This window comes from Nocardia sp. NPDC051981, assembly GCF_040680715.1.
Lineage (GTDB): Bacteria > Actinomycetota > Actinomycetes > Mycobacteriales > Mycobacteriaceae > Nocardia.
Window position 1 is genome coordinate 115,016 of the sequence record NZ_JBFAXK010000014.1, and the last position, 25,622, is coordinate 140,637.

The window sequence follows — 25,622 nt, forward strand, 5'->3', positions numbered from 1 at the left end:
GACCATCGTAATGCGGTGGATGACTGTGTCATCCACCGTGCCGACTGTGTCATACATCCGTATGTCATCCGTTTGGTTGACACTTTTATCCAAACAGATGACACTTCGACGTGTGACTATCTCGAACATCCCGGGCGCGGCCGTGGATCGGGCCGCGCTCACTCCGCAGGCGCGCCGGGCCATCGTGGTCGTGCTGGTCGGCGCGATACTCGCCTTCTTCGACGCGACCGTCGTCAATGTGTCCCTGAAATCGCTGGCCACCGATCTGGGTGGCACGCTCGACGCGATTCAGTGGGTCGTCACCGTCTACCTGCTGGTGCAGGCGGCCGTGCTACCCGTGACCGGCTGGGTTGCACGGCGCGTCGGGCGTAAACGGCTCTATCTCGGTGCGCTGCTGCTGTTCACGCTTGCCTCGGTGGCCTGTGCCGCCGCGGAGGGCGTCGGCACGCTGATCACGGCCCGGGTGGCCCAGGGGCTGGGGGCCGGCGTCATGATCCCGGTCGGGCAGATGATCCTGGTTACCGCGGCAGGGCGGGACGGGATGGCGAAAGCCATGGCGGCGGCGGGCATTCCGATGGTGCTGACCCCGGTGATCGGACCGACGATCGGCGGGCTACTGCTGGAATACGCGGGCTGGCAATGGATTTTCCTGATCAACGCGCCGATCGGCGCGATCGGGCTGGTGCTGGCCGTGCGGCTGCTGCCGCGCGATGAGCGCGCCGAATCCGCCGAGGCGCTTGATGTGCTCGGTCTGATCCTGGTCTCGGCGGGCATGGTCGGGGTCACCTACGGACTGTCCGAGGCAGCGTCGCGTGGCTTGACCGACCCGAAGGTGCTCGTAACACTGTGCGGCGGTGCGATTCTGATCGCGGTATTCGTCGCGCATTCGCTGCGAGTCCGGAATCCGGTCCTGGACCTGCGCCTGTGGCGGGACCGCTACTTCGCCGCTGGGACGGTCTCGACCCTCGTCATCGGCGCGGTGACGTTCGGTGCAATGGTGCTGCTGCCCTTGTACTTTCAGCTGAACCGCCATCAGGACGCCGCGCATACCGGCCTGCTGATGGCACCGCAGGGTGTCGGCGCGGCCATTGCCATGGGCCTGTCCGCGCGCCTCTACGAGCGCGTCGGCGCCCTCACTTGCCTGCTCGGCGCCCTCGTCTGCTGCGTCGCCACCGTTCCGTTCATGCTGCTCGCCGACGACACCCCCTACTGGCTGCTCTGCCTCGCCATGATCGCGCGCGGCCTGGGCATCGGCCTGGCCGCCATGCCCGCCATGACGGCAGCCATGCGGGATCTAACTCCGTCCCAGATCATCGACGCCACACCACAACTCACCGTCATGCAGCGTGTCGGCGGCTCGATCGGCACCGCCGCCTTCGTAATGATCCTGCAACGGCACCTGCCTGGCGGGATCGGCCTGCCGGGCCGAGGGGACGCCTTCGCGGTGACCTTCGGCTGGGTGTTCGCGGGCTCCGCTCTCGCTCTCCTGCCGACCGGGCTGCTGGCGGTCCTGGAGCGTCGATCACATAAGCGCCCGGCGGTCAGCGCCGCGGCGAGTTGATCGGCGATGCGGTCCAGGCACAGCTGGTTCGGCAGATGTGCGGGCTGGTCATCGGTGGGTGTCCAGCCAGTGCGCCACGGTGTCCAGGGCCGACTGGTCGATGGGCTGGAAGTTGTCGTGCAGGACGTCGTTGGTGGGGCCGAGGGAGTGGCCGAGGCCGGGGAAGAAATGGAGGGTGTGGTCGCGGTTGCCGGCGGCGGACAGGGCGGCGTCGAGGCTGGACGAACCCGCGGGAGGGACGTTGGCGTCGTCCATACCCTGCAGGATGAGCACGGGCGCAGTCAGTTTCGGGGCCTGTTCGATGAGGCTGGGGAGGGCGCGGGCCGGGTCGTAGATGTCGTAGATGCCGCCGGGGCGCATCGCGGACTCCAGGTAGAACTGGTAGACGGGGCGAAACTCGAGGTCCACGTCGAGCTTGCCGTCTCGGTTGAGATCCCAGGTCGGGCGGACGGTGAAGTCTCCGGCATCGGCGTTCACGCAGGCGAAGCGGAGTGCGAGCTTGGCCATGAGGCCGCCGTCGCCGTGGAAGGCGCGGCCGAGCTCGTCCGGCCCGAGCAGGCCGTTCGACGCGAACCGCGAGAGGTACGGCGCGTAGACCTGCTCGCCCTGATAACCGAAGGTCACGCGCCAGGGGAGTGCCACCGGGCCCTGGAAGATGGTTCCGGCCAATTCCGGATGGGTCGTCGCCAGGGCGGCCGCGACGCTGCTGCCCTCGCTCCAGCCGTAGACGAAGACACGGTGCGGGTCGACGTGTGAATCCTGCTCGGCGGCGCGCAGGACCTGATCGGCGTCGTCCCGCATGTCGTTCAGGTCGAGTTTGGTCCAGTAGTCGGCACTGTCGACATCGCCGGGGCCGCGCACGTAGCGCTTGTTGTAGCGCATGACGGCGTAGCCGCGGCTGGTCAGGTCGTCCGCGATATCGAGAAATATATGCGAGCCGGACGCTTGGTCGGCGTTGAGATCCTCGGGGCCCGACCCCGGAATCAGCACCACCACGGGCGCATTGCGCGACCCCGCAGGAAAGTCCAGCTCACCCGAGCCGGTGAAATCTCCGAACTGAAAGGTGAAGGACTCGCGTTCGACCGTGGGCTCCGCAGCGGCCACGCCGCCGGTGCCCAGTACCAGCGCGATCGCCCCCAGCGCCACTGCCCCGCGGATCCCCATGAGCGGAATCTAACCGCCGGTGCGCGATGCGGCAATCCGATTCAGAAGTCGAGGTCGTGCAGGCGGGAGGTGAGGAAGTCCGCTTCGACCTTGTTCTCCGCGAGTAGCAGGGCCTCCTGGTAGGCGAGGCGGGCCTCGTCGAATCTGCCCAGGCGGGTGAGGAATTCGGCGCGGGCGGCGGGGAGGTAGTGGTAGGCGGTGAGCTGGGGTTCGGCGGCCAGGCGGTCGAGTTCGTCCAGGCCGCGCTGCGGGCCGTGGGCGTGGCCGAGGGCGACGGCGCGATTGAGGGCGACGACGGGGGAGGGCCAGACGGCGATGAGATGGTCGTAGAGACCGGCGATCTCGTGCCAGTCGGTGGCGTCGAAGGCGGGGGCCTCGGCGTGGACGGCGGCAATGGCCGCCATGAGCGGGAAGCGGCCCGGCGCGCGGCCGCGTAATGACCTGCGCACCAAGGCTATTCCCTCGGAGATGGCCCGGCGGTCCCAGTGCGCGCGGTCCTGCTCGGCCAGCGGCAGGAAGCGTCCGGTCTCGTCGGTGCGGGTGCCGCGGCGGGCGTCGGTGAGCAGCAGCAGCGCGTACAGGCCCGCCACATCCGGGTCGTTGGGCAGCAGCAGGCGCAGCATGCGGGCCAGGTCCAGGGCGCGCTCCACCAGTTCGGGGCGGACCAGTTCGGCGCCGGCCGGGGCGGTGTGGCCGGTGGTGAACAGCAGGTGCAGCACGGTCAGCACCGCGTCGACGCGGTCCGGCAGTTCCTCGTCGGACGGGAGGCGGTAGGGGATGTGCGCCTCGGCGATCTTCTTCTTGGCCCGCGTGATGCGCGCCGCCATGGTCGGTTCCGCGACCAGGAAGGCGCGCGCGATCTCCGGAGTGGACAGACCACACAGCAGGCGCAGGGTCAGCGCCACCCGCGCCTCCATCGACAGCGCCGGGTGACAGCAGATGAAGATGAGCCGCAGCCGATCGTCGGCCACCGAGTCCGGGGCGGCCGGGTCGGGCACGGGATCCTCCACCAGCAGCGGAATCGAGCGCTCGAACGCGATGTCGCGGCGCAGGGCGTCCAGGGCGCGCCGCCTGGCCACCGTGGTCAGCCAGGCGCCCGGACGATCCGGGATCCCCGACTCCGGCCAGGCCTGCAGGGCCTGGGTGAACGCCTCCTGCACAGCCTCTTCGGCGAGATCGATATCGCGGGTCACCCGCACGGTCGCCGCCAGCACGAAGCCCCACTCGCGCCGGTGCGCGTCGGCGACCGCGGCGGCCACCTCCGGCGTCGTCACGGTTCGTCGTGCGGGTGGATCGGCCGGACCTCGACACAACCGAACGGCGACGGCACGTCCACGGCGATCCGGATGGCCTCGTCCAGATCGGCCGCCTCGACCAGGTAGTAGCCGCCCAGAACCTCTTTGGTCTCGGCGAACACGCCATCGGTGATGACCGGGCGGCCGTGCTCGTCGTGCCGGATCGTGGTCGCGGTCGAGGTGGGGCGCAGGCGGTTACCGCCGCGCAGCCGGTCGGCGTGCGCGGCCATGAACTCGAGGTGCTCGTTCAGGGTGCGCTGCCGCACGGCCGGGTCCGCGGCCAGCCAGGTCTGTTCGTCCTGGTGGATCAGCAGCAGGTACTCGGGCATGTCACTGCTCCCTTCGCTGGGTGGATCGCACGGCTCCGTTGCCGTGTCACTGCTGACGTCGTTGTCGCTCAACCCGTCGTTCGGGATGGCGGCGAAATCGACACGGTCGCGAAAAAATTCTCGACCAGATTGTCGATTCCCGGCCGGAGCCGCGCGACGGATTCACGAGTCGGCCGACCGGGCCGTCCACCCGACAGGAGAAACGACAATGTCCACCTACATCCTCGCCTTCCGTAACGACCCCAACCGCGCAGCCACGCCCGATCAGGAAAAGCTGTGGGCCGACTGGTTCGCCGAGATCGGCGAGCGCGTCACCGATTTCGGTAATCGCGTGGGCCAGACCGTCATGCTGGGCGACAACCCCGCCGCGCCCGACCGGCTCTCCGGCTATGTCGCCGTCGAGGCCGACGACCTGGACTCGGCGGTGAAACTCGCCTCCGGCTGCCCGGGCCTGACCTATGGCGGCCGCGTGGAGGTCGGCGAACCCGTCCCCATGTCCTGACGCCCGAGTGTCCGGGCCCGCACCCCCACCGGGCCCGGTGCCCGCCCTGACGGCTCGTTCCCGCCGGATCCCTGCCAATTACCCCTATGGGGTATATGGTCGAGGTCGGTGAGAGTCAGTCGGCGGAGGAGTACGAGATGGATCGGCAGAGTGACCAGCGGACCACGGTCCTGGACATCCGGGGCCTGCACTGGGCCAGCCAGCAGAACGTGGTGAAATCGGTCCTCGGCCGCCGGCCGGGCGTCCTCGCCGTCGACCCCAACCCAGTCTCCCAAACCGCCACCGTCACCTTCGACCCCGCCCACACCTCCGTCGCCGACCTCCGCGCCTGGGTCCAGGAATGCGGCCTGCACTGCGCCGGCCAATCGGTTCCCAACCACGTCTGCGACCCCATGGCCGAACCCTCGGTCGCAACCCACGCCGCTCATGCGGGCACCGACCACGCGGGCATGGACCATGCAGCGCATACGGATTCAGGTCATGAGGCGCATGCGGGCATGGATCACAGCGCGCATGCGGGGATGGATCATGCCGCGATGGGGCACGGTGCACATACCGGGCACGCGGGGATGTCCATGGAGGACATGGCCGCTGACATGCGGAACCGGTTCGTAGTGGCCGCCGTGTTCTCGGTACTGGTGATGCTGTGGTCGCCGATGGCCACTGACATGTTCGGGTGGCATCTGCCGGTGCCGTTCGGAATGCGTTCGGACATCTGGGAATTGGTCCTCAGCCTGCCGGTGATCTTCTACTCCTCGACCATCTTCTTCACCGGGGCGTGGGCGGCGCTGAAGGCGCGGACGCTGGACATGATGGTGCTGGTCGCGGTCGGTATCGGGGCGGGATGGCTGTACTCCCTCGGCATTACGCTGACCGGCGGCGGCGAGGTCTTCTACGAGGCCTCGACCATGCTGGCCACCTTCGTGCTGCTCGGCCACTGGTTCGAGATGCGGGCGCGGGGCGGCGCCAATGACGCGATTCGCACGCTGCTGGATCTGGCGCCGCCGCAGGCGGTGGTGATCCGGGACGGGCAGGAAGTCGAAATCCCCACGGCCGAGGTGAAAGTCGGCGATCTGCTGCTGGTGCGCCCGGGCTCGAAGATCGCGGTGGACGGCCTCGTGGAGGACGGGACCAGCGAGGTCGACGAGTCCATGGTGACCGGCGAGAGCCTGCCGGTGCACAAGGAGCCGGGCTCGGCGGTCATCGGCGCGACCCTCAACGAGAACGGCACGCTGCGGGTGCGCGCCACCAAGGTGGGAGCGGACACCGCGCTGGCGCAGATCGTGAATCTGGTGCAGCAGGCCCAGAATTCGAAGGCCCCGGGCCAGCGACTGGCCGACCGCGCGGCCTTCTGGCTGGTGCTGGTCGCCTTGATCGGCGGTGCGCTGACCCTGGCGGTGTGGCTGCTGGCGGGGGCCACCGTCGCCAAGGCCATGCTGTTCGCCATCACGGTCGTGGTCATCACCTGCCCCGACGCCCTCGGCCTGGCCACCCCGACCGCCATCATGGTCGGCACCGGCCTGGGCGCGAAACGCGGCGTGCTGTTCAAGAACGCGATGGCACTGGAGAGTTCGGCCCGCATCCGGACCGTGGTGATGGACAAGACCGGCACCCTCACCAAGGGCGAGCCGGAGGTCACCGAAATCGTCACCGGCCCCGGGCTTTCCGAGGCCGACCTGCTACCCCTGCTGGCCGCCGTCGAACGCGAGTCCGAGCACCCGCTGGCCGACGCCGTGGTGCGCTACGCCAAAGAGCACGGCCCTACCGACGCCCGCGCGGTGGACTTCGAGAACGTCCCCGGTCACGGCGCGATCGCCACCGTGGACGGCCGCCGCGTGGTCATCGGCAATCGCCGCCTGCTCGACCGCGAGGGCGTCGACCTGGGCGAGCTGGCCGCAGCCCGCGACCGGGTGGCGGGCGCGGGCCGGACCGCGGTGCTGGCCGCCGTCGACGGCGAGCCCGCCGCCGTCATCGGCATTGCCGACGCGCCCCGCGAGAGCTCCGCCGCAGCCGTTGCGGACCTGCACGACATGGGCGTCGAAGTGGTGATGCTGACCGGCGACAACCAGGCGACCGCTGAGCGCATCGCCGCCGAACTCGGCATCGACACCGTCATCGCCGAGGTGCTGCCCGGCGACAAGGCCGCCAAGATCATCGAGTTGCAGTCCGCCGGACGGAAGATCGCCATGGTCGGCGACGGCGTCAACGACGCCCCCGCGTTGGCCCAGGCCGATCTCGGCATCGCCATCGGCGCGGGCACCGACGTCGCCATCGAGACCGCCGATGTGGTGCTCATGCGCTCCGATCCGCTGGACGTCCCCACCGCGCTGCGCATCGGCCGCGCCACGCTGCGCAAGATGCATCAGAACCTGGCCTGGGCGGTCGGCTACAACAGCCTGGCCCTGCCGATCGCGGCCGGCGTCTTCGAGCCCGCCTTCGGCTTCACGCTGCGACCGGAGATCGCCGCCATGTCCATGTCGGGGTCCAGCATCATCGTGGCCCTGAACGCCCTGTCCCTGAAGCGTTTGCGTCTGCCCGAACGGGACTGAGCCGCACCGGTACCGCTGTGCGCTGGGTTACACCTCGGCCGAGGGGTGAGTCGATTCATGATGCTGAGAGTTAGCTAGTGCTAATACAGTGGGACTGCACCATGTTCCCGGCCCGAAAGATTTGAAAAATGCCCGTGATCGACCTCGGTTCCGCCGCCATCAACCTGGCCAACACCGTCACCGGTATCGCCGCCAACATCACCTACATCCTGAAGGCGTGGGGCCTGGCCTGATTCGCCCCGCAACGCACGAAACCGCCTCCTCGGAGGCGGTTTTCGCGTATGCGGGCAGGTTATGCGGGATGGCCGTGGTGTTCGGCCCATTCGCGGGACAGGATGGACATGACGGTCGCGTCGATCCACTCGTCGCCGTAGCGCAGGGATTCGCGCAGGACGCCCTCGGGACGGAAACCGGCCTTCTCGTAGGCACGGCGAGCGCGCGGGTTGAAGGCATAGACCTCCAGGGAGATTCGGTGCAGGCCGAGCTTCTCGAACCCGTAGCCGACGATCAGCCGCGTCGCCTCGGTGCCCAGACCGCGGCCCTGGCCATCGGGGCCGATCAGGATGCGGAAGTTGCAGCTGCCATTGCCGGGATCCCACCGATTGAGGACGGCCTCCCCGACGCAGCGGCCGGTCGCGATGTCGGCAATGGCCAAATCGAGGCGGTCCGGCTGGGTTTCGCGCGTGGCGTACCAGTCGCGCAAGCGCTCGTGCTCGGCCGGATCCTCCGGCACGGGCTCGGTGGACTCCTCGTGGACGCTGCCGGTCAGCCGCCGGACGTCGGGATCGCGCAGGGCCGCGAGGATGGCGTCGAGGTCTTCGGGGATGAACGGCCGCAGGAGAACTTTCGCGCCGGTCAGGGTGGGCTTGATCGAAAAGTCGGCGGATTCGAACACCGGTGAATTATCGCGCCGAGATGAATAGAGTCGGCGAATGGCCAGTTCACCCTCGGGGCCGTCGCCGGCCACGCTCGCCGACGTCCTGCCGTCCGTCGCCGCGTCCTTCGGGCTCGACCAGGGCAATCCGCTGGTCCTCGCACCCAACCGGGATGTGGTGGTACTGCTGATCGACGGCCTCGGCGCGGAACTTCTCGCCCGCCACGCCGACAGCGCGCCTACCCTGGCCGCGCACGTCCGCACCACCCTCACCGCGGGCTTTCCCGCCACCACCGCGACCAGTCTCGCCAGCCTCGCCCTCGGCGCGCCCTGCGCGACACACGGCATCATCGGCTACAGCTTCGCACTGCCCGACGGCGACCGTCTCCGCCTGCTGAATGCGCTGCGCTGGAGTTTCGACAGCGCGACCGGCGAGGACGCCCGCGACGCGTACCCGCCGGAGTCGGTGCAGCCGCACACCAGCCGCCTGGAGGACCTGGCCGCCCACGGCGTCGAGTTGCACTACGTGATCCCCGGCTACCAGCGCACCTCCGGTCTGACCCGGGCCGCCTTCCGCGCGCCGGGCACCCTGCACGCGGCTGCCACCCTCGATGAGCTTCGAGCTGGAATCCTCACTGTCGCACGGCATTCCGGCACGAACTCCCGCTTCGCCTACGCCTATTTCCCCGATCTCGATGCCAACGGTCATCTGTACGGACCCGAATCGCCGCAGTGGCTGGCCGTGCTCCGCGATATCGACGCCTGCCTCGCCGGCCTGTTCGCCGAACTCCCCTCCACCTGCACGGTGCTGATCACCGGCGATCACGGAATGATCCACGTGGACACCGTCATCGACCTGGACACGCGGCCCGTGCTGCATCGCGATGTCCGGCTGATCGGCGGCGAGGCGCGGGTCCGCCACATCTACCTCGACCGCCCCGAAGCCCTGGGCGACGCCCACTCCGCGTGGACCGCCGAACTGTCCACGCACGCAACGGTCGTGACCCGCGAGCAGGCGCTCGACGAGCACTGGTTCGGCCCGACCCCGCCCATACCGGTGATCGCCTCCCGCATCGGCGATCTCATCGCCGTCGCCGAGGGTGCCGCGGTCCTGGTCCGCCCCGCCCTCGAGCCCCTGGAGTCCGCCCTCGTGGGCCATCACGGTGCCCGCACCTCGGCCGAGCAACTCGTCCCCCTCATCGTCACACCCTGATTTCGAATGGGTGCGGCGCTCGCTGCGGCACTCAGGTGCGCAGTAACGCGGTCTGGACCTTGCGCAGGCGGTCCACATCGCCGCGGAAGCCGGCCACGGCGTCGTTGTAGAGGAACGCCTCCCACAGCCGGACCAGGGCGTAGGCCAGGGTGTCGCGCTCGATGGGAGGCTGGTAGCCCTCGGACTCGGCGCGCTCGATGAACCGCTCCACCAGGGCCACCGCGGTCTGGTGCACGATTCCGTCACCGCGGGTGATCAGGCGCAGGGCCGCGGTCGATTCATTGTCGAAATACGAACGCAGCGCGTCGTTCTCGACCAGCAGATCGATGGTCCGGTTGAGTGCCGCGGTGAGCCGCTCACCGCCCGCCCCGCGGGAGCGGCGATCGGCATGGGCCACGACCCGCTCCAGCTGCCGCGCCACGGCCGCGCCCAGCAGGCCGTCCCGGGATCCGAACCAGCGGTAGATGCTGGCGCGGCCCACCCGCAGCTGGGCGGCAATGGCATTGACGTCCACCCGTTTTCCGCTCAGGAACACGGCGATGGCGGCTTCGAGCACATCGTCCCGGCTGGCCGAGGCGGGCCGGCCCGGTGCTCTGGTGCCCTCCGCGCGTGTCACGCGGACAGCTTAGGGGCCAGGTATGCCGACAGTGTGCGGGCAGTGGCCACCCGTCCCAGGGCGAGGGCCTGCTGGAGCACCCCGGGATCGCGGTCGATGCGCCCGATATCGGGTGCGCTGTGCGGCGGGTGGATCTGCAGCACGGCCGGATCGGAGTCGAAGTCCCGCTCGTCGCTGTGGTGTCGCTGGACCCGATCGAGCCACGGTCCGACCGTCCCCGGCGCGTGCCGGGACAGGAAGCGGGCCACCACCCGGGATTCCAGACCCGAAGGGGGACGCATGGTTTCGCCGGCGCGGCGGGTGCGCAGCACCAGGACGCGGGTCGCGCCCTGCGTCAATGCCGTTCGCACCGGGACGGATTCGGAGAGCCCGGCATCGACGTACCGGCGCGCACCGATCCGCACCGGCCGCCCAGCCAGGATCGGCAGGCAGGTCGAGGCCCGCAGCGCCGTCTGCACCGAGCGCACATCGCTGAGCTCCGGATGCAGATCGACGGCCGCGCCGGTGTCGGCGTCGGTGGCGATGGGGTGGAAGGTGATCGAATTGGCCAGGATCGCAGGGAAATCCATGGGCACGATGCGCTCGTACACCGTGTGCACCAGGTATTCGGTATCGACCACGCGGCCGCCGCGCAGGGCCCGGGCCGGACTGATCACGCGGTTGATCACCTCGGGATTCCAGGCCCGCCGCGAAACCACCGCGCGCCCGCAGAGCAGCCAGGCGGCGTTCAACGCGCCCGCCGACGCCCCGTACACCGCGTCGAAGCAGGACAGGATGCCCAATTCCTCGATGGCCATGGCCATGCCGTGCGAGTACGCGCCGCGCGAGGAGCCGCCCTCGATGACGAGGGCCAGCCGATGTGAGTCCGTGCGCTGCCCGGGCGCGCTGCCCTCGCGATGCCGGTGGGCGATGAGCTCGCCGACGCCGAGTGTGCGGTCGTGGTCGGGCACGGATGGCTCCCTTGGATGTCGGTGGTGTGCGCGGCCGTTCGAGTATACGACCCTATTTGAGACAATGGTGTCTCTGTGTATCATATCCGGTGATGGCGTGGGTAGCCATGAACCTGGAGGTCAACGCATGCAACTAGCGCTCACCGACGACGAGCTCGCCTTCCGCGACGAGCTGCGCGCGTTCTATCGGAGCGAGATCCCGGCCGACATCCGCAACCGGCAGCGGCACGGGCAGGAACTGAGCAAGGACGACATCGTCACCACCCAGCGCATCCTCAACGCGCACGGGCTGGCCACCCCGAACTGGCCGGTGGAATGGGGCGGCAAGGACTGGACCCCCATCCAGCGCCATATCTGGCACGACGAGATGCAGCTGGCCTCGGTGCCCGAACCGCTCACCTTCAATGCCAACATGATCGGCCCGGTCATCGCGCACTTCGGCTCCCAGGAGCTCAAGGAGCGCTTCCTGCAGCCCACCGCCAATCTCGACATCTGGTGGTGCCAGGGCTTTTCCGAGCCCGAGGCGGGCTCGGACCTGGCCTCGCTGCGCACCGTCGCGGTCCGCGACGGCGACAGCTACGTGATCAACGGCCAGAAGACCTGGACCACCGCCGCCCAGTCCGCCGACTGGATGTTCTGCCTGGCGCGCACCAATCCGGACGCGCCCAAGAAGCAGGCCGGCATCTCCATGCTGCTGTTCCCGCTCGACACCCCCGGCGTGACCGTACGGCCGATCAAGCTCATCGACGGCGGCCACGAGGTCAACGAGGTGTTCCTGGAGAACGTCCGGGTGCCCGCGAATCAGCTTGTCGGCGAGGAGAACCAGGGCTGGACCTACGCCAAGTTCCTGCTCGGCAACGAGCGCACCGGCATCGCCGCGGTCGGTCAGACCAAGGTGAAGCTGTGGCTGGCCAAGGAACACGCCAAGCAGACGCGCCTGGGCGAGAAGACCCTGCTCGAGGATCAGCTTTTCGCGACCCGCCTCGCCGAGCTCGAAAACGAGCTGCTGGCACTGGAACTGGTGCAGCTGCGGGTGGCCGCGGGCTCGGCCGACGGCAAGCCCAACCCGGTCTCCTCGATTCTCAAGCTGCGCGGCACCGAGCTCCAGCAGGCCGTCACCGAACTGCTGGTCGACATCGCCGGACCGGATTCCGTTGCGCGCGAGGATGAGTCGGACCCGGACTGGGCCCGCCGCAGCACCGCCACCTATCTGAACTACCGCAAGACATCGATCTACGGAGGATCCAACGAGGTGCAGCGCGGCATCATCGCCTCGACGATCCTCGGACTGTGAGGCAGCACCATGGATTTCGATCTCACCCCCGAACAGGACATGCTGCGCGACACCGTGCGTGACGTGCTGTCCCGTGGCTACACCCCCGAGCGCCGCAACGACATCGTCGGCACCGAACTCGGCTGGGATACCGATATCTGGGCCACCTTCGCCGAAATCGGCCTGCTCGGACTGACCTTCGCCGAGGAGGACGGCGGCATGGGCGCCGGGCCCATCGAGGCCATGCTGGTCATGACCGAGATCGGCCGCGCCCTGGCCCCCGAACCCGTGCTGGACTGCGCACTGCTGCCGGGCGGGCTCGTCTCCGCCGTCGGCGCCGACGCACAGCGCAAGGACCTGCTGCCGCGCATCGCCGAGGGGGAGCTCAAGCTCGCCTTCGCGCACGGCGAACCGGGGCTGCGCTGGCCCGCCACCGACACCGCCACCCAGGCGGTACGGCAGCCCGACGGCTGGCGCATCACCGGCCGCAAACACCCGGTCTCCCACGGTGATTGCGCCGATCTGCTCGTCGTGAGCGCGGCACTCGACGACGGCATCGGGCTGTTCCTCGTCGATCCCGCCGATCCGGGCGTGCGGCGCACCGCCTATGCCACCCACGACGGGCTGCGCGGCGCGGACATCGCATTCGACGGCGCGGTGGCCGAACCGCTCGGCGAGCCGGTCGATGCCGCCGCCGCCATCCAGGCCGCCCTGGCCGGGGCGCAGGCGGCTCTGTGCGCCGAGGCCATCGGCGCGATGGAGGAGTCCCTGCGGCTCACCGCGGAATACCTGAAGACGCGCAAGCAGTTCGGGGTGCCGCTGCGCACCTTCCAGACCCTGACCCAGCGCGCCGCCGACATGTACGTGTCGCTGGAACTGGCCCGCGGCATGAGCATGTACGCGTCCATGTCGCTGGCCGACGGCATCGTCGATCCGGTCGTCGCCTCCCGCGCCAAACTGCGGATCGGGCGCTCCGCCCGGCACATCGGGCAGGAGGCCATCCAGATGCACGGCGGCATCGGCATGACCGACGAATACCCCGTCGGCCACTACACCGCGCGGCTCACCGCCATCGAGCACACCCTCGGTGACTCCACCGACCACCTGCGCTACCTCGGCGGGTACGTGGCGGATTACCAGATGGTCGAAATCTGATGCACATTCGCGGCGCGGTCCTGGAGGAGATCGGACGGGCGCGGCCCTACGCGCAGTCGCGGCCGATCAGCGTGTGCCGGCTCGAACTCGGCGATCCCGGACCCACCGAGGTGCTGGTCGCCATCGAAGCGGCCGGGCTGTGCCACTCGGATCTGAGTGTGGTGGACGGCAATCGGCCCCGCCCGCTGCCCATGCTGCTCGGCCACGAGGCCGCGGGCACCGTGCTGGCGGTCGGCGAGCGGGTCGCCGATCTGCTCATCGGACAGCGAGTGGTCATGTCCTTCCTGCCGCGCTGCGAAGAGTGCGACGCGTGCGCACGGGACGGGCAGCTGCCCTGCACCGCGGGCACCCGCGCCAATACCGCCGGTGAACTGCTGCACCATGCCGGGCACCTGTCGCGCGGCGGCGACCGGGTGCGGCACCACCTGGGCGTCTCCGGCTTCGCCACACACGCCGTGGTGGACCGGGCCTCCCTGGTGCCGGTCGGCAACTCGGTGCCGCCGGAGATCGCGGCACTGTTCGGGTGCGCGGTGCTGACCGGCGGCGGGGCGGTACTGAACGTGGCCGATCCGCGTCCGCAGGACAGCCTCATGGTGGTCGGGCTCGGCGGCGTCGGGATGGCCGCCCTGCTGACCGCGAAAGCCATTGGCGTGGAACGCGTCATCGCGGTGGATCGGCTGGCGGAAAAACTCGCCATGGCGAAGGAGCTCGGGGCCACCGAGACGTACACGCCGGAGCAGATCGCCGACCAGGGGATCCGGGCGCGGTACGTGGTGGAGTGCGCCGGGCATCCGGCCGCATTCGAAACCGCCTATACGGCAACCGAACCCGGCGGCATGACCATCACGGTCGGGCTGCCCGGGCCCGATTCGACGGTGACCCTGCCGCCGCTGAGCATCACCGCCGAGGCCCGCACCATCGTCGGCAGCTACCTGGGTTCCGCGGTGCCGGCCCGGGATATTCCGCGCTACGAACAGATGTGGCGGGAAGGGCGGCTGCCGGTCGAGAAATTGATCACCTCTCGAATCGGGCTGGAGGAGATCAATGAAGCGTTGGATCTTCTGGCCGATGGCGCAGCGGTCCGCCAGATCATCGTGTTCGACCATTCCTGAAGCGAGAGTGGCTGCACCGCAGTGAAAGACAGCGAAGACCCGGCGAGCCAACCTCTCGCCGGGTCTTGCCTCCTGATCCATGGGCCAGTCCGGGTGGGGATCGATGTTCTGCGGCGGCGTGTACGCGGCGCTGTGGGCAATCAGATAGCCATCAGCCGTTGTGGGGACGAGCCGACAGCGGTCCGCTTGGCGTAGTCGGTTACCTGGGTGACGCGATCGGTCCTGGGCCTGGCGTGGGGTTCTCGACAGAATGGCAGAGGTTCGAAACCGAAGAGAGAAAAGGGATTCGACTGATGTCGCAAGTTGTCCGGGACCTCGAGGGCAAGGTCGCTCTGATCATCGGCGGCACCCGGAATCAGGGTGCGGAATTCGCCAAGAACATCGCTGGGCGCGGTGCCACCACGATCGTCACCTATCAGGGGGACGAGCAGGCCGCCAAGGCGACGCTCGCGACGCTCGAGACATTCGGCGTGACAGTGGAAGCGGTCCGCTCCGACGCGACCTCGGCCGCCGAGGTCGACGCACTTTTCTCGGATATCGTTGCGCGCCAGGGCAAGCTGGATATCGTCGTGCACGTGCCGGGCCGGGTCATCAAGAAGCCGATCGCGGACACCACCGACGACGACTTCGATCAGCTGATCGTGCGCAATACCCGGACCGCGTTCAATACGCTGCGCGCCACGGCCCGGCACATTGCCGACAATGGTCGCTACGTCGTGTTGTCCACCACCCTCACCTCGATCATGACCGGCACCTACGGGCTGTATTCGGGGTCGAAGGCGGCCGTCGAGCGGATGGTGGTCGCCGCGGCCAAGGAGTTGGGTGAGCGCGGTATCACGGTCAATGCCGTCGCGCCCGGTCCGGTCGACGACGACTTCTTCCGCGGCGCGGAGACGCCCGAATCCATCGCGGCCGCGGCACTGCACAATCCGCACGGGCGTCTCGGTCTCCCCAGCGACACCGCACCGTTGGTCGGGTGGCTGGTCAGCGCCGAGGCAGGTTGGGTCTCCGGACAGACGATCCGGGCCAACGGCGCGATGTTCTGAGCGTGCCCACCTCAACCGTGGACACCGGCCGGGTGCGGTCGAATCGCACCTGGCTGCCATGGGCCACCGCGGCCTGCTGGTTGCTCACGCTGTCGTACTTTCCCGTCTCGCTGGTGGTGGCCCACGCGTGGCCGGCGGGATACAGCATGTCGGGCGACTACATCAGCGATCTGGGCATCACCCGGTGTGGCGAATACACCGATCGCGATGGGGCCTCGCGATGGGTGTGCTCGCCCGATCACGCGGTACAGAACGTGATGTTCGTGTCGACCGGCCTGCTGACCTTCGCCGGGGCATTGGGCTGGGCGCGGATGTGGACCGGTCGTCGATTCCGGGCCGGGTGCGCGCTGGTGGCCGTCTCCGGTCTCGGGATCACGGGAATCGGGCTGGCGCCCTGGGATATTCGGCCGCAGGCACACGACACCATCGCATTGGCACAGTGGTTCGCGCAGTTGGCGGGCATGGTGCTGATCACGCCAGAGGTGGCGCGCAGGCGGCGCGGCCTGGCCGTCGGCACCGCGCTGGCCGTGGCGATCTCGGTGATCGGCGGTGTGTTCCTGTTCGCGAGAAACCATTTCGGTCTCGGTGCGGGCGTATCGGAACGCATCGCATTCGACACGCTCACCGTGTGGGGCGGGCAGGTCGGATGCGTCCTGTTGCTCACCCCCGAAGGCGGTCGGCGCGGCGGTAGGCATCCGGAGACAGGCCGGTCCAACCGTCGAAGGCGCGGCTGAGCGCGCGAGCATCGCTGTAGCCGACGCGCAGCGCGATGGCCTGCACGGTGAGCGTGGTGTGACGCAGCAGTCGGGTGGCCTGCTCACAGCGCACCGCGGCCAGCTCCTCGCTCCAGGAGGTACCCGCCTCGGACAACCGCCGCTGCAGGGTGCGGTCACTGACCCGCAGCCGCTCGGCCACGGCGGCGATCCGCGGGCCCCGTTTCGGTGAGCTGTCCGTCGGCCCGGTGCTCTGCGCTACCTCCGAATGAAGTGCCGCGCGGAAGGATTCGATCCATCCGGGAATCGGACGCGCCGCGTCGATGGCATGCTGGGCGGCGGTGTGCAGGATCCGGCGCAGTTCGGAATCATACGGCCGCGCCTCGGTCCGATTTCCAGTGATCCGATAGTGGATCAGGTCTGCCGGTTGGCCGAAATGAATCACTGTGGTGCCCAAGGCATCTTCGAGATACCGATGATGCCGGGGCGCAGGGTGCGCGAAGTCGACTCGCACGGGCACCGCCGCGTCGCCGAAGGCATCGCGGGCGCGCCGCACGGCCACGGTCACGGCGAACTCGTTGATGATGCCGCGGGTCTCGCCATAGGTGGTGCCGCGGTACCCGACCGTGAGCGCGGACCCGTTGTCGGTGACCTCCAACTGGGCCGCCGGATCGCAGATCACGACGCTGAACCGGGATGCGTCGTGAAATCCTTCGGCCAGTGTCGGAGCACTGCTGAACAGATAGTCCCAGATATGCAACCGCCCGCGATCGGCCATATCCGCGGCCCGCACGCCCGCCTCGTTGCCGACGACGTGCTCCATCAGCGCCCACAGTCGATACTGGCTCTCCGAGGGAATGCGAATCCGGTCATCGGCCAGCAACTTCCGATCGACGCTCCCGATTCGCGTGGCCTCCACCTCGTCGATGCCGGACCTGACGGCTGTGTCCAGCACAATGCGCACCACGTGCCCCGAGACGGTCCGCTCGAGCGCGGGATTCGCGATATCCATCACCATCTCGATTCTGCGCCATGGTGAGTTTCGGCCGAATCAGTGTTCGCAGAGGGAGAATTCGCGCTCGTACAGCTCGCTGTTGTGTTCGTCGACGAAGAACTTCCGTTCGTGCACGAGCCGCCGTCGTGTCGCCACCTCTCCCATCCTATTCTGGGCTGCCCGGTGAGACGAGTTCTCGACCGGAATTCGGTGTATTCGCCCGGTGTCGTGGCCACCAGAGGCGGTCGCCCAGATCCATCGCCAGGGCGGGGACCAGGATCGTGCGCACCACGAAGGTGTCCAGCAGGACGCCGAAGGCTACGGCGAAGCCGATCTGCGCCGCGAAAACCAGAGGAAGAGTGAGCAGTGCGGCGAAAGTGCCGGCGAGGACGACGCCCGCGGCGGTGATCGTGCCGCTGGTGGTGCGGGCGGCGATCACCGTGGCGGTGGTGGTGTCGTGGCGGGTGCTCTCCTCGCGGATCCGGGCCATCAGGAAGATCGAGTAATCGATGCCCAGGCTGACCAGGAACACGAAGGTCCACAGGGGGAATGCCGCATCCGCGCCGTGGAAGCCGAAGAGCTTGTCGAAGGCCACGGCGCTGACGCCCAGCGCCGCCGCGAGAGACAGCACGACGGTCGACAGAATCATCGCCGGTGCCACGAGCGATCGCAGCAGAATGGCCGTGATCAGGAAAACGACCGAGAGAACCAGCGGCACAACAAGATTACGGTCGTGGTGGGAGGAGTTCTGCGTCGACTCGGCGCTTTTCGGCAGCCAGGTGGTGGCGTCGTTCTTCTCCGCCGAACCCAGCTTGCCGGCCAGTCCACCGGTCGCGACGATAGCCACCACCCAGAAGGTGATGGCGGCCCACACCATTCGGCGCAGTCGTTTCCCCACGACTACTCGCCCTCCACCGGCACGGCACGGGTGAGCTGGTCGACCTTCACGATCCGGCCGTCGGCAGCCAGCCTGCCCACCATGCAGATCTCGGTGGCGGTCGGGCCGGTGGTGCGCAGGGTGGCGTACAGCGTGTAGTGGGCGGCGATGGCGTCACCCGACAGCAGGGCGCGGTGCACTTCCACCCGTACCGACTCGGCATTCTTGCGCGCGGGGCGGGCGTGCGCGACCAGGGCGTGGCGGTTCAGGTGGAAGCCGTCGTTGCGGTAGTCGATATCGGGTGCGAACCAGCGGTCGACCAGGACCGCGGGATCGTCGGCGCCGAACGCCATCTCCTGTGGATAGGTGGTGAGGTACTCGTGCAGATCGGATTCGTTTCGCATGCGGCCCACAGTGCGGGGCCACTCTCACATCGAGCTCATATCCCACTCATACGGGCGTCCACGCTACTCACCCGGAACAGGAAGACCGCGGTGTTCGCGCGCCGCGGACAAGCATGTTTCGATCACGGCAACGGCCTGGGCGCGGGGGAGCGCCCGGCCGCGCTCGTAGACGGCCGTCGCCTCGGCTCCGAGCGCTGCGTCCAATTTCGTTCGGAGCGCCACGATGTCGGGATACCGGGCATCGGGCGCACCGCGCAGGGCGTGCCCGGCTCCCAGCGACTCGGCCGCCGCCGCGGCCAGTCCGGCCGCCAGGCAGGTCCACGCCACCCCGACACTCACTTCGGCGGCCATGGGCATGTCCCGGATCGCCAGCGCATTCGCCCAGGCGTCGGCGCAGTGCGCTGCCGCCGCACCCACCTGGCCCTCGGCCGCTCGCAAGAAGCCCATGCGCAGCCCGAACATGGCTCGATACGACCGATCCTCGGTCATGGCCCGATTCAGATCGGACTCCACGATCCGCAACTGCCGCGCCGACCCGGGCAGATCTCCATCGATACGCGCGAGGTCCGCGGCCAGGAACCTCGCCATCACCGTGTCCCGGGCCGAGAGCGATTCGGCGAGCACCGCATTCAGATCCGTGCGCGCCGCCTCGACCTCACCGGAGTGCAGGCGAATCATGACCAGCCAGATGCGCAGTGCGACAGTGCTGCCCAGCTCTTCGGCCGCCACCAGGGCAGCCGCCATCGCATCGGCCGCTCCACCCAGATCCCCGAGCGTGGCAAGCGCGAACGCCAGATACGTCAGGGCCGTCGATTGCCCCCACCGCTCCCCGGCCTCCTCGAAACACGCAGCCGCGGCCCGTAAATCCTCATCCAGCCGGGCCACCCCGGATGCATTGGCGTTCAAGAAGGATCGCACCAGCCAGAACATCCCCCGCGTCCACGCATCCGGATGCCCCAGCCACGGTCTTGCCAGTGCGAGACCCGCCTCGATCCGCTCCGCCGCCAATTCCACTAGTGCACATGCCAATTCGACAGCCCCATCCCCGCCCGGCTCGTCGAATTCGAACACCGCGGATCCATTGGTGAAATCCCGATGGCCCATAGGATTTTCGAGTGCAGGGGACATGCCGAAGTGGCCGGTGCCGGTCCAGCGGCGGATGTGGTCGGTGACCGCGTTCAGTTCGGCCGCCTGGGCGGCCAGCATGGAGTGCAGGGCGAACGCGGCCGCGAGCGGCGGATGGGGCCGGACGGCGGGCAGGTGCAGCACCGGACGGAGCATGCGGACCGCATCCGCGTGCGCTCCGTGCAGAGCCCAGTACATGCCGAGTGCGGAGCCCAGTCCCGCCGCGGTGTGCGCGTCGCCGGACTCGTGCGAGAAGCGGAGGGCCGCGAGCAGATTCTCGTGCTCGGCATCGAGCAGGCGCAGCCAAGGGAGCTGATCGCGGCCGCGGAGCCGTGGCTGCGCCCGCTCCGCCAGCGCCAGGTAGTAGGCCGCGTGTGCCGCCCGGGTGGAGTCGAGTTCGCCCCGGTCCGTGAGCTGTGCGAGCCCGTACTCGCGGACCGTTTCGAGCATCCGATAGCGCGGCTGCGGCGCACTGGGATTCGACGGATCGGCGATCGGCTCCAACAGCTGTACCAGGGACCGGTCGAGCAGGGCCTCGAGCTCGGCGGCGGTGACGCCGAGCGACTCGGGCGCGGTCTGCGTGAACGGCGCGGCGAAAACCGCCAGGCGCGCGAACGCCGTGCGCTCGGCCTCGCTGAGAAGTTCCCAGTCCCAATCCAATACGGCCCGCAGCGTGCGATGCCGAGGGAGCGCGGTGCGATTGCCGCCCGCCAGTACGGTGAACCTGTCGGCCAGCCGCGCGTGCAGCGTCGCCAGCGGCATGACGCGCACCTTCGCGGCGGCCAGCTCCAGCGCCAACGGCAGACCATCGAGCTGACGGCAGATCTCCGCGACCGTCTGCAGCTCCAGGCCGGACACCGGAAGGTCGGGGCGGACCGCCGTGGCCCGATCGAGGAACAGCCGCACCGCCGGATAACTCGCGGCGTTCGGAGAGTTCGGCGACGGCACCGCCAAAGGCGCGGTCTCCCACAGTGTTTCCCCGGTGATCCCCAGAGATTGTCGGCTCGTCGCGAGAATCCGCAGCTCGGGTACGAGGCCGAGTAGCTGCTCGGCGAGGTCCGCCACGCCGTCGACGAGATGCTCACAATTGTCGATCACCAGCAGCGTCGGCGCGGTCGGCAACGCGTCCGCCAGCAGCCACAGCGGATCCACCCCCGATGCTTCGTACCCGAGTGATATCACCACCCCAAGGCTCGTCGCCAGCGCCTGCGGCACATCCGAGACATCGCTCACCGCAGCCAGTTCCGCCACCCCCACCCCACCCGGAAACCGCCCACCCAACTCCGCGGCAACGGCCATCGCCAACCGGGTCTTCCCCGCCCCGCCCGGCCCCACCAACGTCACCAGCCGCGCCCGCCCCAGCCGCGCCCCCACCTCGGCCAGCTCCCGCTCCCGCCCCACAAAGCTCGTCAACGGCACCCGCAGCCGCCCGGCCCGCCCCCGTCCCGGCGTCTCGCTCCCCGGGCCCGGCCCCGAATCCGGTCGCGTGGTCACCGACGCCGCATGTGCGGCATCATCGATCGGGGGTTGGGCGCGGGGGAGTTCGCCGCGCAGCAGTCGGAGGTGTAGCTCGGCCAGATCGGGGCCGGGGTCGGTACCGAGTTCGGTGGCCAGCCGGGTGCGGTAGTCATCGAAGGCGGTCAGGGCGTCGGCGGTGCGGCCCGCGTCGTGCAGGCCGCGAATGTGTAGCAGTCGCAGGCGCTCCCGCAGTGGGCGGGCCGCGAGTAGTTCCTCCAGCTCGGCGATCAGGAGTGAATTGCCCGGGCGTACGGCCAGTTCGGCCGCGATCACCGATTCCGTCGCGCTGACGCGGAGCTCCTCCAGCCTGGTGGCCGCCGCCGCGGCGAAGGGCAGGTCCGCGACATCCGCCAGCGCGGGGCCGCGCCACAGTGCGAGTCCCTCGCGCAGTAGGGCGATCGAGCGCTCGTGATCACCGCGTTCCCCGTTCACCAGACCCCCGCGCACCAGCCGCTCGAAGCAGTGAGCGTCCACGGACAGCGTCGATATCTCGAGGCAATAGCCACCCGCGCTCGACCGGATCCTCACCTCGTCAGGCAGGGCGCGCCGGAGACGGGAAACCAGTTCGTGCAGGGCGTGTTCGGGGCGTGCGGGAATCCGCTCGGGCCACACCGCCTCGACCAGGGCGCCCACGCTCACCGGGCGCCCGGGGTCCAGAGCCAGCCGAATCAGCAGTCCGCGCAATCGCGTTCCGGCGACCGGTACTTGGCGGTCACCGGCCACTACTTCCAGCGAACCCAGAATCGCGATGCGCACACCGCGAGTCTGACACGCCGCGAACCCGTCTCCGGGTTCCGCTCGACCCCCCGAGCGGCCCGGCGCGACGGGCAGTGGATATACCGCGACGGTCAGTGGATATACACGGTCAGTAGATACAGAGGACGGGTCAGTGCGCCGTGGACACCAGCCGGGCTCGCTGGCGAGCCTCGTCCTCGGCGCAGGTGGTGGCCAGGGCGCGGCGGCGGTTGGTGCGGACCGCCGCGCTGAAGAGCTGGTATTCGGCCGAGGGGACGCAGACCTCGCGATAGGGATGTCGGTGCCCGACCCGGCGCTGCGGGCCCGGAATGACCACGCCGCGACGGGGATCGGGGCCGTCCTCCTGGGAACGCACCCACTTCTGCATGGTGCGGGAATCGATACTGGGCAGGTATTCCACCGCACGATCCCATTCCAGGCCCTCCACCTGCATCGGATCGGCGACCGCGGTGACGACAACGGCGTATGCCGTACCGACGGTGTTGTCCGCCATTGGATCTACCCCCTGTCCATGCTCGAGATCTCCGGCGTTGCGCGGGGAATGTTCAGGATACGTCGAAAGATCTTGCACTACTGAGTCTTTCGCTGTACCCACAGGTTGTTTGCGGGTACTCCGCAGTCTCTGGTTGGCCGAATCGGCCAGGTGTCGGCGGAATTCCGGCGTTGTGGCTCCGGTTGCTCCGCGGGTGCGGTAGTGGCGCGAATCACCCCGCACTCACGCCCCGGAATACCCCCGCCACCCCCTATGTTCAAGTGGTTGCCATATCCACCAAAAATGGCAGCGACCCGAGGAGGACCCGTGCAGTTCGGAATTTTCAGCGTCGGTGACGTGACGATGGACCCCACCACCGGCCGTACCCCGACCGAGGCCGAGCGCATCCAGGCCATGGTCCGCATCGCCCTCAAGGCGGAAGAGGTCGGCCTCGACGTCTTCGCCACCGGCGAGCACCACAACCCGCCGTTCGTGCCGTCCTCGCCGACCACCATGCTCGGCTACGTCGCGGCACAGACCGAGAAGCTCGTGCTGTCCACCTCCACCACCCTCATCACCACCAACGACCCGGTGAAGATCGCCGAGGACTTCGCCATGCTGCAGCACCTGGCCGGCGGCCGGGTGGACGTCATGATGGGCCGCGGCAACACCGGACCCGTCTACCCGTGGTTCGGCAAGGACATTCGCGACGGCATCCCGCTCGCGGTGGAGAACTACCACCTGCTGCGCCGGCTGTGGCGCGAACAGCGGGTCGACTGGGAAGGCAAGTTCCGCACCCCGCTGCAGGGCTTCACCGCCACCCCAGCCCCGCTCGACGGCACCCCGCCGTTCGTGTGGCACGGCTCCATCCGCTCGCCCGAAATCGCCGAGCAGGCCGCCTATTACGGTGACGGCTTCTTCCACAACAACATATTCTGGGACCAGCAGCACACCCGGCAGATGGTGAACCTGTACCGCCGGCGCTTCGAGCACTACGGGCACGGCGCCGCCGAACAGGCCATCGTCGGACTCGGCGGCCAGGTCTTCATGGCCGAGACCGAGGCCGAGGCCAAGCGGATCTTCCGCCCCTACTTCGACAATGCGCCCGTGTACGGGCACGGCCCGTCGATGGAGGACTTCACCGAACTGACCCCGCTCACCGTCGGCACCCCCGAACAGGTCATCGAGCGCACCCTGGGCTTCGCCGACAATATCGGCGACTACCAGCGGCAGCTGTTCCTCATGGACCACGCCGGCCTCCCGCTGGACATGGTCCTCGACCAGCTCGAGATCCTCGGCAAGGAGGTCGTCCCGGTGCTGCGCAAGGAATTCGAGGCGCGCCGCCCCGCCGGAGTGCCCAGCGATCCGCCCACCCACGCGTCGCTGGTCGCCGCCGGGCCGGACGCCCCGCACCACCTGGTCGAACCCGCCCGCGAGCGCGTGCTCGCCGAAAAGAACTGAGGACGAGCATGAGTCGCAAACTCGTAGTGCTGACCGCCGGGCTCTCACAGCCCTCCTCCACCCGGCTGCTCGCCGACCAGCTCACCGCCGCGGTCACCGCGGCGGTGGGCGGGCGCGGGGAGAGCCTCGAGGTCGAGGTCATCGAACTGCGCGAACTGGCAAGCGATCTCGCCACCACCATGACCACCGGCGGGCTGCCCACGCCCGCGGTGGCCGCGGCCCGGCAGCAGGTTTCCGACGCCGACGGCATCATCGCGGTGACACCGGTGTTCACGGCCAGCTACAGCGGCCTGTTCAAGATGTTCATCGACGTCCTCGACACCGATGCGCTCAATGGCATGCCGGTCCTGATCGCCGCCACCGCGGGCACCGGCCGGCATTCGCTGGTGCTCGATCACGCCATGCGTCCGCTGTTCACCTACCTGCGGTCCGTGGTGGTACCGACCGGCGTCTTCGCCGCCACCGAGGACTTCGGCTCCACCGGACTGGCCGAGCGCATCCACCGCGCGGCCACCGAACTGGCCCAGCTCATGGTCGCCGAACCCACAGGCGTCCAGGGCTTTCTGCAGGACGAGCCGGTCCACCGTCACAGCTCGGGCAATGGGGTCGGCGCGGTGCGCCCGTTCAGCGAGCTGCTGGCCGGGCACGCCGGAGACGGGCGGTAGCTGACCGGTCGCTGGGTAGCATGAGCGAATGGCCGAGGAAATACTGCCCGCCATCCCGCTCGACTCGTGGCGGCCCACCAAGGAACTCCTGCACCGCTACGCCCAGGTCATCGGAAAGGTGGCGCTGGCCAAGGGCATCAGACGCAACCACTGGTGGCACCTGACCTACCGGCTGACCGCCCGCGGCTGGACCACCGTCCCGCTCGGCACCGCCACCGAGGGCCCGGTCTTCACCTGCTCCTTCGACTTCTTCGACCACGTGCTGCGGATCTGCAACGACCGCGGCACGGAGGAGGAGATCCCGCTCGCGGGCCAGTCGGTGGCGAGCTTCTACGTCGAGGCCATGAACGCGCTGCGCAACCTCGGCGTCGAGGTGGTCCTGGCCCACCCCACCCCCTTCGACCTGCCCGACCACGGCCGGCCCTTCGGCGAGGATGAAGAACACCGCACCTACGACCCGGCCGCCGCCCGGCACGCGTTCCACGTACACAGCCAGGTCGGGCGCATCCTGGAAGAATTCAGCGCCACCTACTCCGGCAAAATCAGCCCGGTCCAGCTGTTCTGGCACACCTTCGACCTGTCCGTGCAGCGCTTCTCCGACCGCAAGATCCCGATGCCCGACAGTGTGGATCCGGTCACTCGCGAGGCGTATTCCCGGGAGGTGATCAGCGCCGGATTCTGGTTCGGCGACGACAAGACCCCCGCCCCGACCTTCTACTCCTACACCGCGCCCGAGCCCGCCGGACTCAGCGATCGGCCGCTCCGACCGGCCGAGGCCCACTGGGTGGTCTCCGGCTCCGGCCACAACGCCTACCTGCCCTACGACGACGTCCGTACCAGCGCCGACCCGGTCGGCACCGTCCTGGACTTCTTCCAATCCCAATACGAGGCCGGATCGAGTCTCGCGGGCTGGGACGCGGTCGGTCTGGCCTGCGACAATGGCATCACCGACCCCGTGCTCACCTCGCCACGGCTGGGTTGGCCGGAATAACTCGGTG

Annotated in this window: 23 protein-coding genes; 12 read left to right on the forward strand and 11 right to left on the reverse strand. The window is 68.8% G+C overall.

Annotated elements, in window-relative coordinates:
* Positions 1–112 precede the first annotated feature (112 nt).
* Complete coding sequence (locus AB0L60_RS24000) at positions 113–1,561, forward strand: DHA2 family efflux MFS transporter permease subunit (RefSeq protein ID WP_364617629.1); 1,449 nt, start codon at positions 113–115, stop codon at positions 1,559–1,561.
* A gap of 48 nt (positions 1,562–1,609) precedes the next feature.
* Here AB0L60_RS24000 and AB0L60_RS24005 read toward each other — a convergent pair whose 3' ends face one another.
* From AB0L60_RS24005 to AB0L60_RS24015, 3 genes are read right to left on the reverse strand one after another with little or no spacing between them, the layout of a single operon-like run.
* Positions 1,610–2,725 carry an alpha/beta hydrolase gene (locus AB0L60_RS24005; protein ID WP_364617631.1) on the reverse strand — a complete coding sequence of 372 codons (1,116 nt, stop codon included), beginning with the start codon at positions 2,723–2,725 and terminating at the stop codon, positions 1,610–1,612.
* 41 nt (positions 2,726–2,766) lie between these two features.
* Positions 2,767–3,999 (reverse strand): sigma-70 family RNA polymerase sigma factor, encoded by a 1,233-nt coding sequence (locus AB0L60_RS24010; RefSeq protein WP_364617633.1) that lies wholly within the window; start codon positions 3,997–3,999, stop codon positions 2,767–2,769.
* The gene (locus AB0L60_RS24015; RefSeq protein WP_364617635.1) at positions 3,996–4,349 is read right to left on the reverse strand and encodes a YciI family protein; all 354 of its coding nucleotides are present in this window, start codon (positions 4,347–4,349) and stop codon (positions 3,996–3,998) included. Before AB0L60_RS24015 ends, AB0L60_RS24010 begins: the two co-directional genes overlap by 4 nt.
* A gap of 208 nt (positions 4,350–4,557) precedes the next feature.
* On the opposite strand from AB0L60_RS24015, the gene AB0L60_RS24020 reads away from it, so the two are divergent.
* Positions 4,558–4,851: a hypothetical protein gene (locus AB0L60_RS24020; protein WP_364617637.1), complete on the forward strand. Its 294-nt coding sequence runs from the start codon at positions 4,558–4,560 to the stop codon at positions 4,849–4,851.
* A 137-nt stretch (positions 4,852–4,988) separates the two neighbouring features.
* Complete coding sequence (locus tag AB0L60_RS24025) at positions 4,989–7,400, forward strand: heavy metal translocating P-type ATPase (RefSeq protein ID WP_364617639.1); 2,412 nt, start codon at positions 4,989–4,991, stop codon at positions 7,398–7,400.
* A 292-nt stretch (positions 7,401–7,692) separates the two neighbouring features.
* Here AB0L60_RS24025 and AB0L60_RS24030 read toward each other — a convergent pair whose 3' ends face one another.
* Positions 7,693–8,295 carry a GNAT family protein gene (locus AB0L60_RS24030; protein WP_364617641.1) on the reverse strand — a complete coding sequence of 201 codons (603 nt, stop codon included), beginning with the start codon at positions 8,293–8,295 and terminating at the stop codon, positions 7,693–7,695.
* 37 nt (positions 8,296–8,332) lie between these two features.
* Between AB0L60_RS24030 and AB0L60_RS24035 the strand changes: the two genes are divergently transcribed.
* Positions 8,333–9,487, forward strand: coding sequence for a nucleotide pyrophosphatase/phosphodiesterase family protein (locus tag AB0L60_RS24035; RefSeq protein ID WP_364617643.1), 1,155 nt, complete (start codon positions 8,333–8,335; stop codon positions 9,485–9,487).
* 31 nt (positions 9,488–9,518) lie between these two features.
* Here AB0L60_RS24035 and AB0L60_RS24040 read toward each other — a convergent pair whose 3' ends face one another.
* On the reverse strand, positions 9,519–10,103 hold the full coding sequence (locus AB0L60_RS24040) for a QsdR family transcriptional regulator (protein ID WP_364617645.1): 585 nt from the start codon (positions 10,101–10,103) through the stop codon (positions 9,519–9,521).
* Positions 10,100–11,053 carry a patatin family protein gene (locus AB0L60_RS24045; protein WP_364617647.1) on the reverse strand — a complete coding sequence of 318 codons (954 nt, stop codon included), beginning with the start codon at positions 11,051–11,053 and terminating at the stop codon, positions 10,100–10,102. The genes AB0L60_RS24040 and AB0L60_RS24045 overlap by 4 nt, the downstream gene beginning before the upstream one ends.
* A 127-nt stretch (positions 11,054–11,180) precedes the next feature.
* On the opposite strand from AB0L60_RS24045, the gene AB0L60_RS24050 reads away from it, so the two are divergent.
* The 5 genes from AB0L60_RS24050 to AB0L60_RS24070 all read left to right on the forward strand — a co-directional run bounded on the left by AB0L60_RS24050 (position 11,181) and on the right by AB0L60_RS24070 (position 16,373).
* On the forward strand, positions 11,181–12,347 hold the full coding sequence (locus AB0L60_RS24050) for an acyl-CoA dehydrogenase family protein (protein WP_364617649.1): 1,167 nt from the start codon (positions 11,181–11,183) through the stop codon (positions 12,345–12,347).
* Between the two features lie 9 nt (positions 12,348–12,356).
* The gene (locus AB0L60_RS24055; protein ID WP_364617652.1) at positions 12,357–13,481 is read left to right on the forward strand and encodes an acyl-CoA dehydrogenase family protein; all 1,125 of its coding nucleotides are present in this window, start codon (positions 12,357–12,359) and stop codon (positions 13,479–13,481) included.
* Positions 13,481–14,593 (forward strand): zinc-binding dehydrogenase, encoded by a 1,113-nt coding sequence (locus AB0L60_RS24060; RefSeq protein WP_364617654.1) that lies wholly within the window; start codon positions 13,481–13,483, stop codon positions 14,591–14,593. Before AB0L60_RS24055 ends, AB0L60_RS24060 begins: the two co-directional genes overlap by 1 nt.
* A gap of 293 nt (positions 14,594–14,886) precedes the next feature.
* The gene (locus tag AB0L60_RS24065; RefSeq protein WP_364617656.1) at positions 14,887–15,639 is read left to right on the forward strand and encodes an SDR family oxidoreductase; all 753 of its coding nucleotides are present in this window, start codon (positions 14,887–14,889) and stop codon (positions 15,637–15,639) included.
* Between the two features lie 2 nt (positions 15,640–15,641).
* Complete coding sequence (locus AB0L60_RS24070) at positions 15,642–16,373, forward strand: DUF998 domain-containing protein (RefSeq protein WP_364617658.1); 732 nt, start codon at positions 15,642–15,644, stop codon at positions 16,371–16,373.
* On the opposite strand, the gene AB0L60_RS24075 is transcribed toward AB0L60_RS24070, so the two are convergent.
* From AB0L60_RS24075 to AB0L60_RS24095, 5 genes are all read right to left on the reverse strand, one after another.
* Entirely contained in the window at positions 16,300–17,364 is a 1,065-nt protein-coding gene (locus tag AB0L60_RS24075) for an AraC family transcriptional regulator ligand-binding domain-containing protein (RefSeq protein WP_364617660.1), read from the reverse strand. The two genes, AB0L60_RS24070 and AB0L60_RS24075, sit on opposite strands and share 74 nt — an antisense overlap.
* Positions 17,365–17,512: 148 nt before the next feature.
* Positions 17,513–18,244 carry an MMPL family transporter gene (locus AB0L60_RS24080; protein WP_364617662.1) on the reverse strand — a complete coding sequence of 244 codons (732 nt, stop codon included), beginning with the start codon at positions 18,242–18,244 and terminating at the stop codon, positions 17,513–17,515.
* A gap of 2 nt (positions 18,245–18,246) precedes the next feature.
* Positions 18,247–18,627, reverse strand: coding sequence for a nuclear transport factor 2 family protein (locus AB0L60_RS24085; protein ID WP_364617664.1), 381 nt, complete (start codon positions 18,625–18,627; stop codon positions 18,247–18,249).
* A 63-nt stretch (positions 18,628–18,690) separates the two neighbouring features.
* A complete protein-coding gene (locus AB0L60_RS24090; protein WP_364617666.1) occupies positions 18,691–22,026 on the reverse strand; it encodes a BTAD domain-containing putative transcriptional regulator in 3,336 nt (1,111 codons plus the stop codon).
* A gap of 130 nt (positions 22,027–22,156) precedes the next feature.
* The gene (locus AB0L60_RS24095) at positions 22,157–22,519 is read right to left on the reverse strand and encodes a hypothetical protein (RefSeq protein ID WP_364617668.1); all 363 of its coding nucleotides are present in this window, start codon (positions 22,517–22,519) and stop codon (positions 22,157–22,159) included.
* Between the two features lie 306 nt (positions 22,520–22,825).
* Here AB0L60_RS24095 and AB0L60_RS24100 point away from each other — a divergent pair, with 306 nt between their 5' ends.
* Genes AB0L60_RS24100 through AB0L60_RS24110 form a run of 3 tightly spaced genes read left to right on the forward strand, consistent with a single transcriptional unit; the run spans position 22,826 to position 25,615 of the window.
* Positions 22,826–23,959: an LLM class flavin-dependent oxidoreductase gene (locus tag AB0L60_RS24100; protein ID WP_364617670.1), complete on the forward strand. Its 1,134-nt coding sequence runs from the start codon at positions 22,826–22,828 to the stop codon at positions 23,957–23,959.
* An 8-nt stretch (positions 23,960–23,967) separates the two neighbouring features.
* Complete coding sequence (locus AB0L60_RS24105) at positions 23,968–24,624, forward strand: FMN reductase (RefSeq protein ID WP_364617672.1); 657 nt, start codon at positions 23,968–23,970, stop codon at positions 24,622–24,624.
* 28 nt (positions 24,625–24,652) lie between these two features.
* Positions 24,653–25,615 carry a DUF5996 family protein gene (locus AB0L60_RS24110; protein ID WP_364617674.1) on the forward strand — a complete coding sequence of 321 codons (963 nt, stop codon included), beginning with the start codon at positions 24,653–24,655 and terminating at the stop codon, positions 25,613–25,615.
* Positions 25,616–25,622 lie beyond the last annotated feature (7 nt).

What these genes read in the sequence shown, in the direction of transcription:
- AB0L60_RS24005 (WP_364617631.1), bottom strand. Translation starts at nt 2,725, where the DNA reads ATGGGGATCCGCGGGGCAGTGGCGCTGGGGGCGATCGCGCTGGTACTG.
- AB0L60_RS24110 (WP_364617674.1), top strand. Translation starts at nt 24,653, where the DNA reads ATGGCCGAGGAAATACTGCCCGCCATCCCGCTCGACTCGTGGCGGCCC.
- AB0L60_RS24020 (WP_364617637.1), top strand. Translation starts at nt 4,558, where the DNA reads ATGTCCACCTACATCCTCGCCTTCCGTAACGACCCCAACCGCGCAGCC.
- AB0L60_RS24025 (WP_364617639.1), top strand. Translation starts at nt 4,989, where the DNA reads ATGGATCGGCAGAGTGACCAGCGGACCACGGTCCTGGACATCCGGGGC.
- AB0L60_RS24050 (WP_364617649.1), top strand. Translation starts at nt 11,181, where the DNA reads ATGCAACTAGCGCTCACCGACGACGAGCTCGCCTTCCGCGACGAGCTG.
- AB0L60_RS24060 (WP_364617654.1), top strand. Translation starts at nt 13,481, where the DNA reads ATGCACATTCGCGGCGCGGTCCTGGAGGAGATCGGACGGGCGCGGCCC.
- AB0L60_RS24085 (WP_364617664.1), bottom strand. Translation starts at nt 18,627, where the DNA reads ATGCGAAACGAATCCGATCTGCACGAGTACCTCACCACCTATCCACAG.
- AB0L60_RS24055 (WP_364617652.1), top strand. Translation starts at nt 12,357, where the DNA reads ATGGATTTCGATCTCACCCCCGAACAGGACATGCTGCGCGACACCGTG.
- AB0L60_RS24075 (WP_364617660.1), bottom strand. Translation starts at nt 17,364, where the DNA reads ATGGATATCGCGAATCCCGCGCTCGAGCGGACCGTCTCGGGGCACGTG.
- AB0L60_RS24065 (WP_364617656.1), top strand. Translation starts at nt 14,887, where the DNA reads ATGTCGCAAGTTGTCCGGGACCTCGAGGGCAAGGTCGCTCTGATCATC.
- AB0L60_RS24035 (WP_364617643.1), top strand. Translation starts at nt 8,333, where the DNA reads ATGGCCAGTTCACCCTCGGGGCCGTCGCCGGCCACGCTCGCCGACGTC.
- AB0L60_RS24105 (WP_364617672.1), top strand. Translation starts at nt 23,968, where the DNA reads ATGAGTCGCAAACTCGTAGTGCTGACCGCCGGGCTCTCACAGCCCTCC.
- AB0L60_RS24095 (WP_364617668.1), bottom strand. Translation starts at nt 22,519, where the DNA reads ATGGCGGACAACACCGTCGGTACGGCATACGCCGTTGTCGTCACCGCG.
- AB0L60_RS24015 (WP_364617635.1), bottom strand. Translation starts at nt 4,349, where the DNA reads ATGCCCGAGTACCTGCTGCTGATCCACCAGGACGAACAGACCTGGCTG.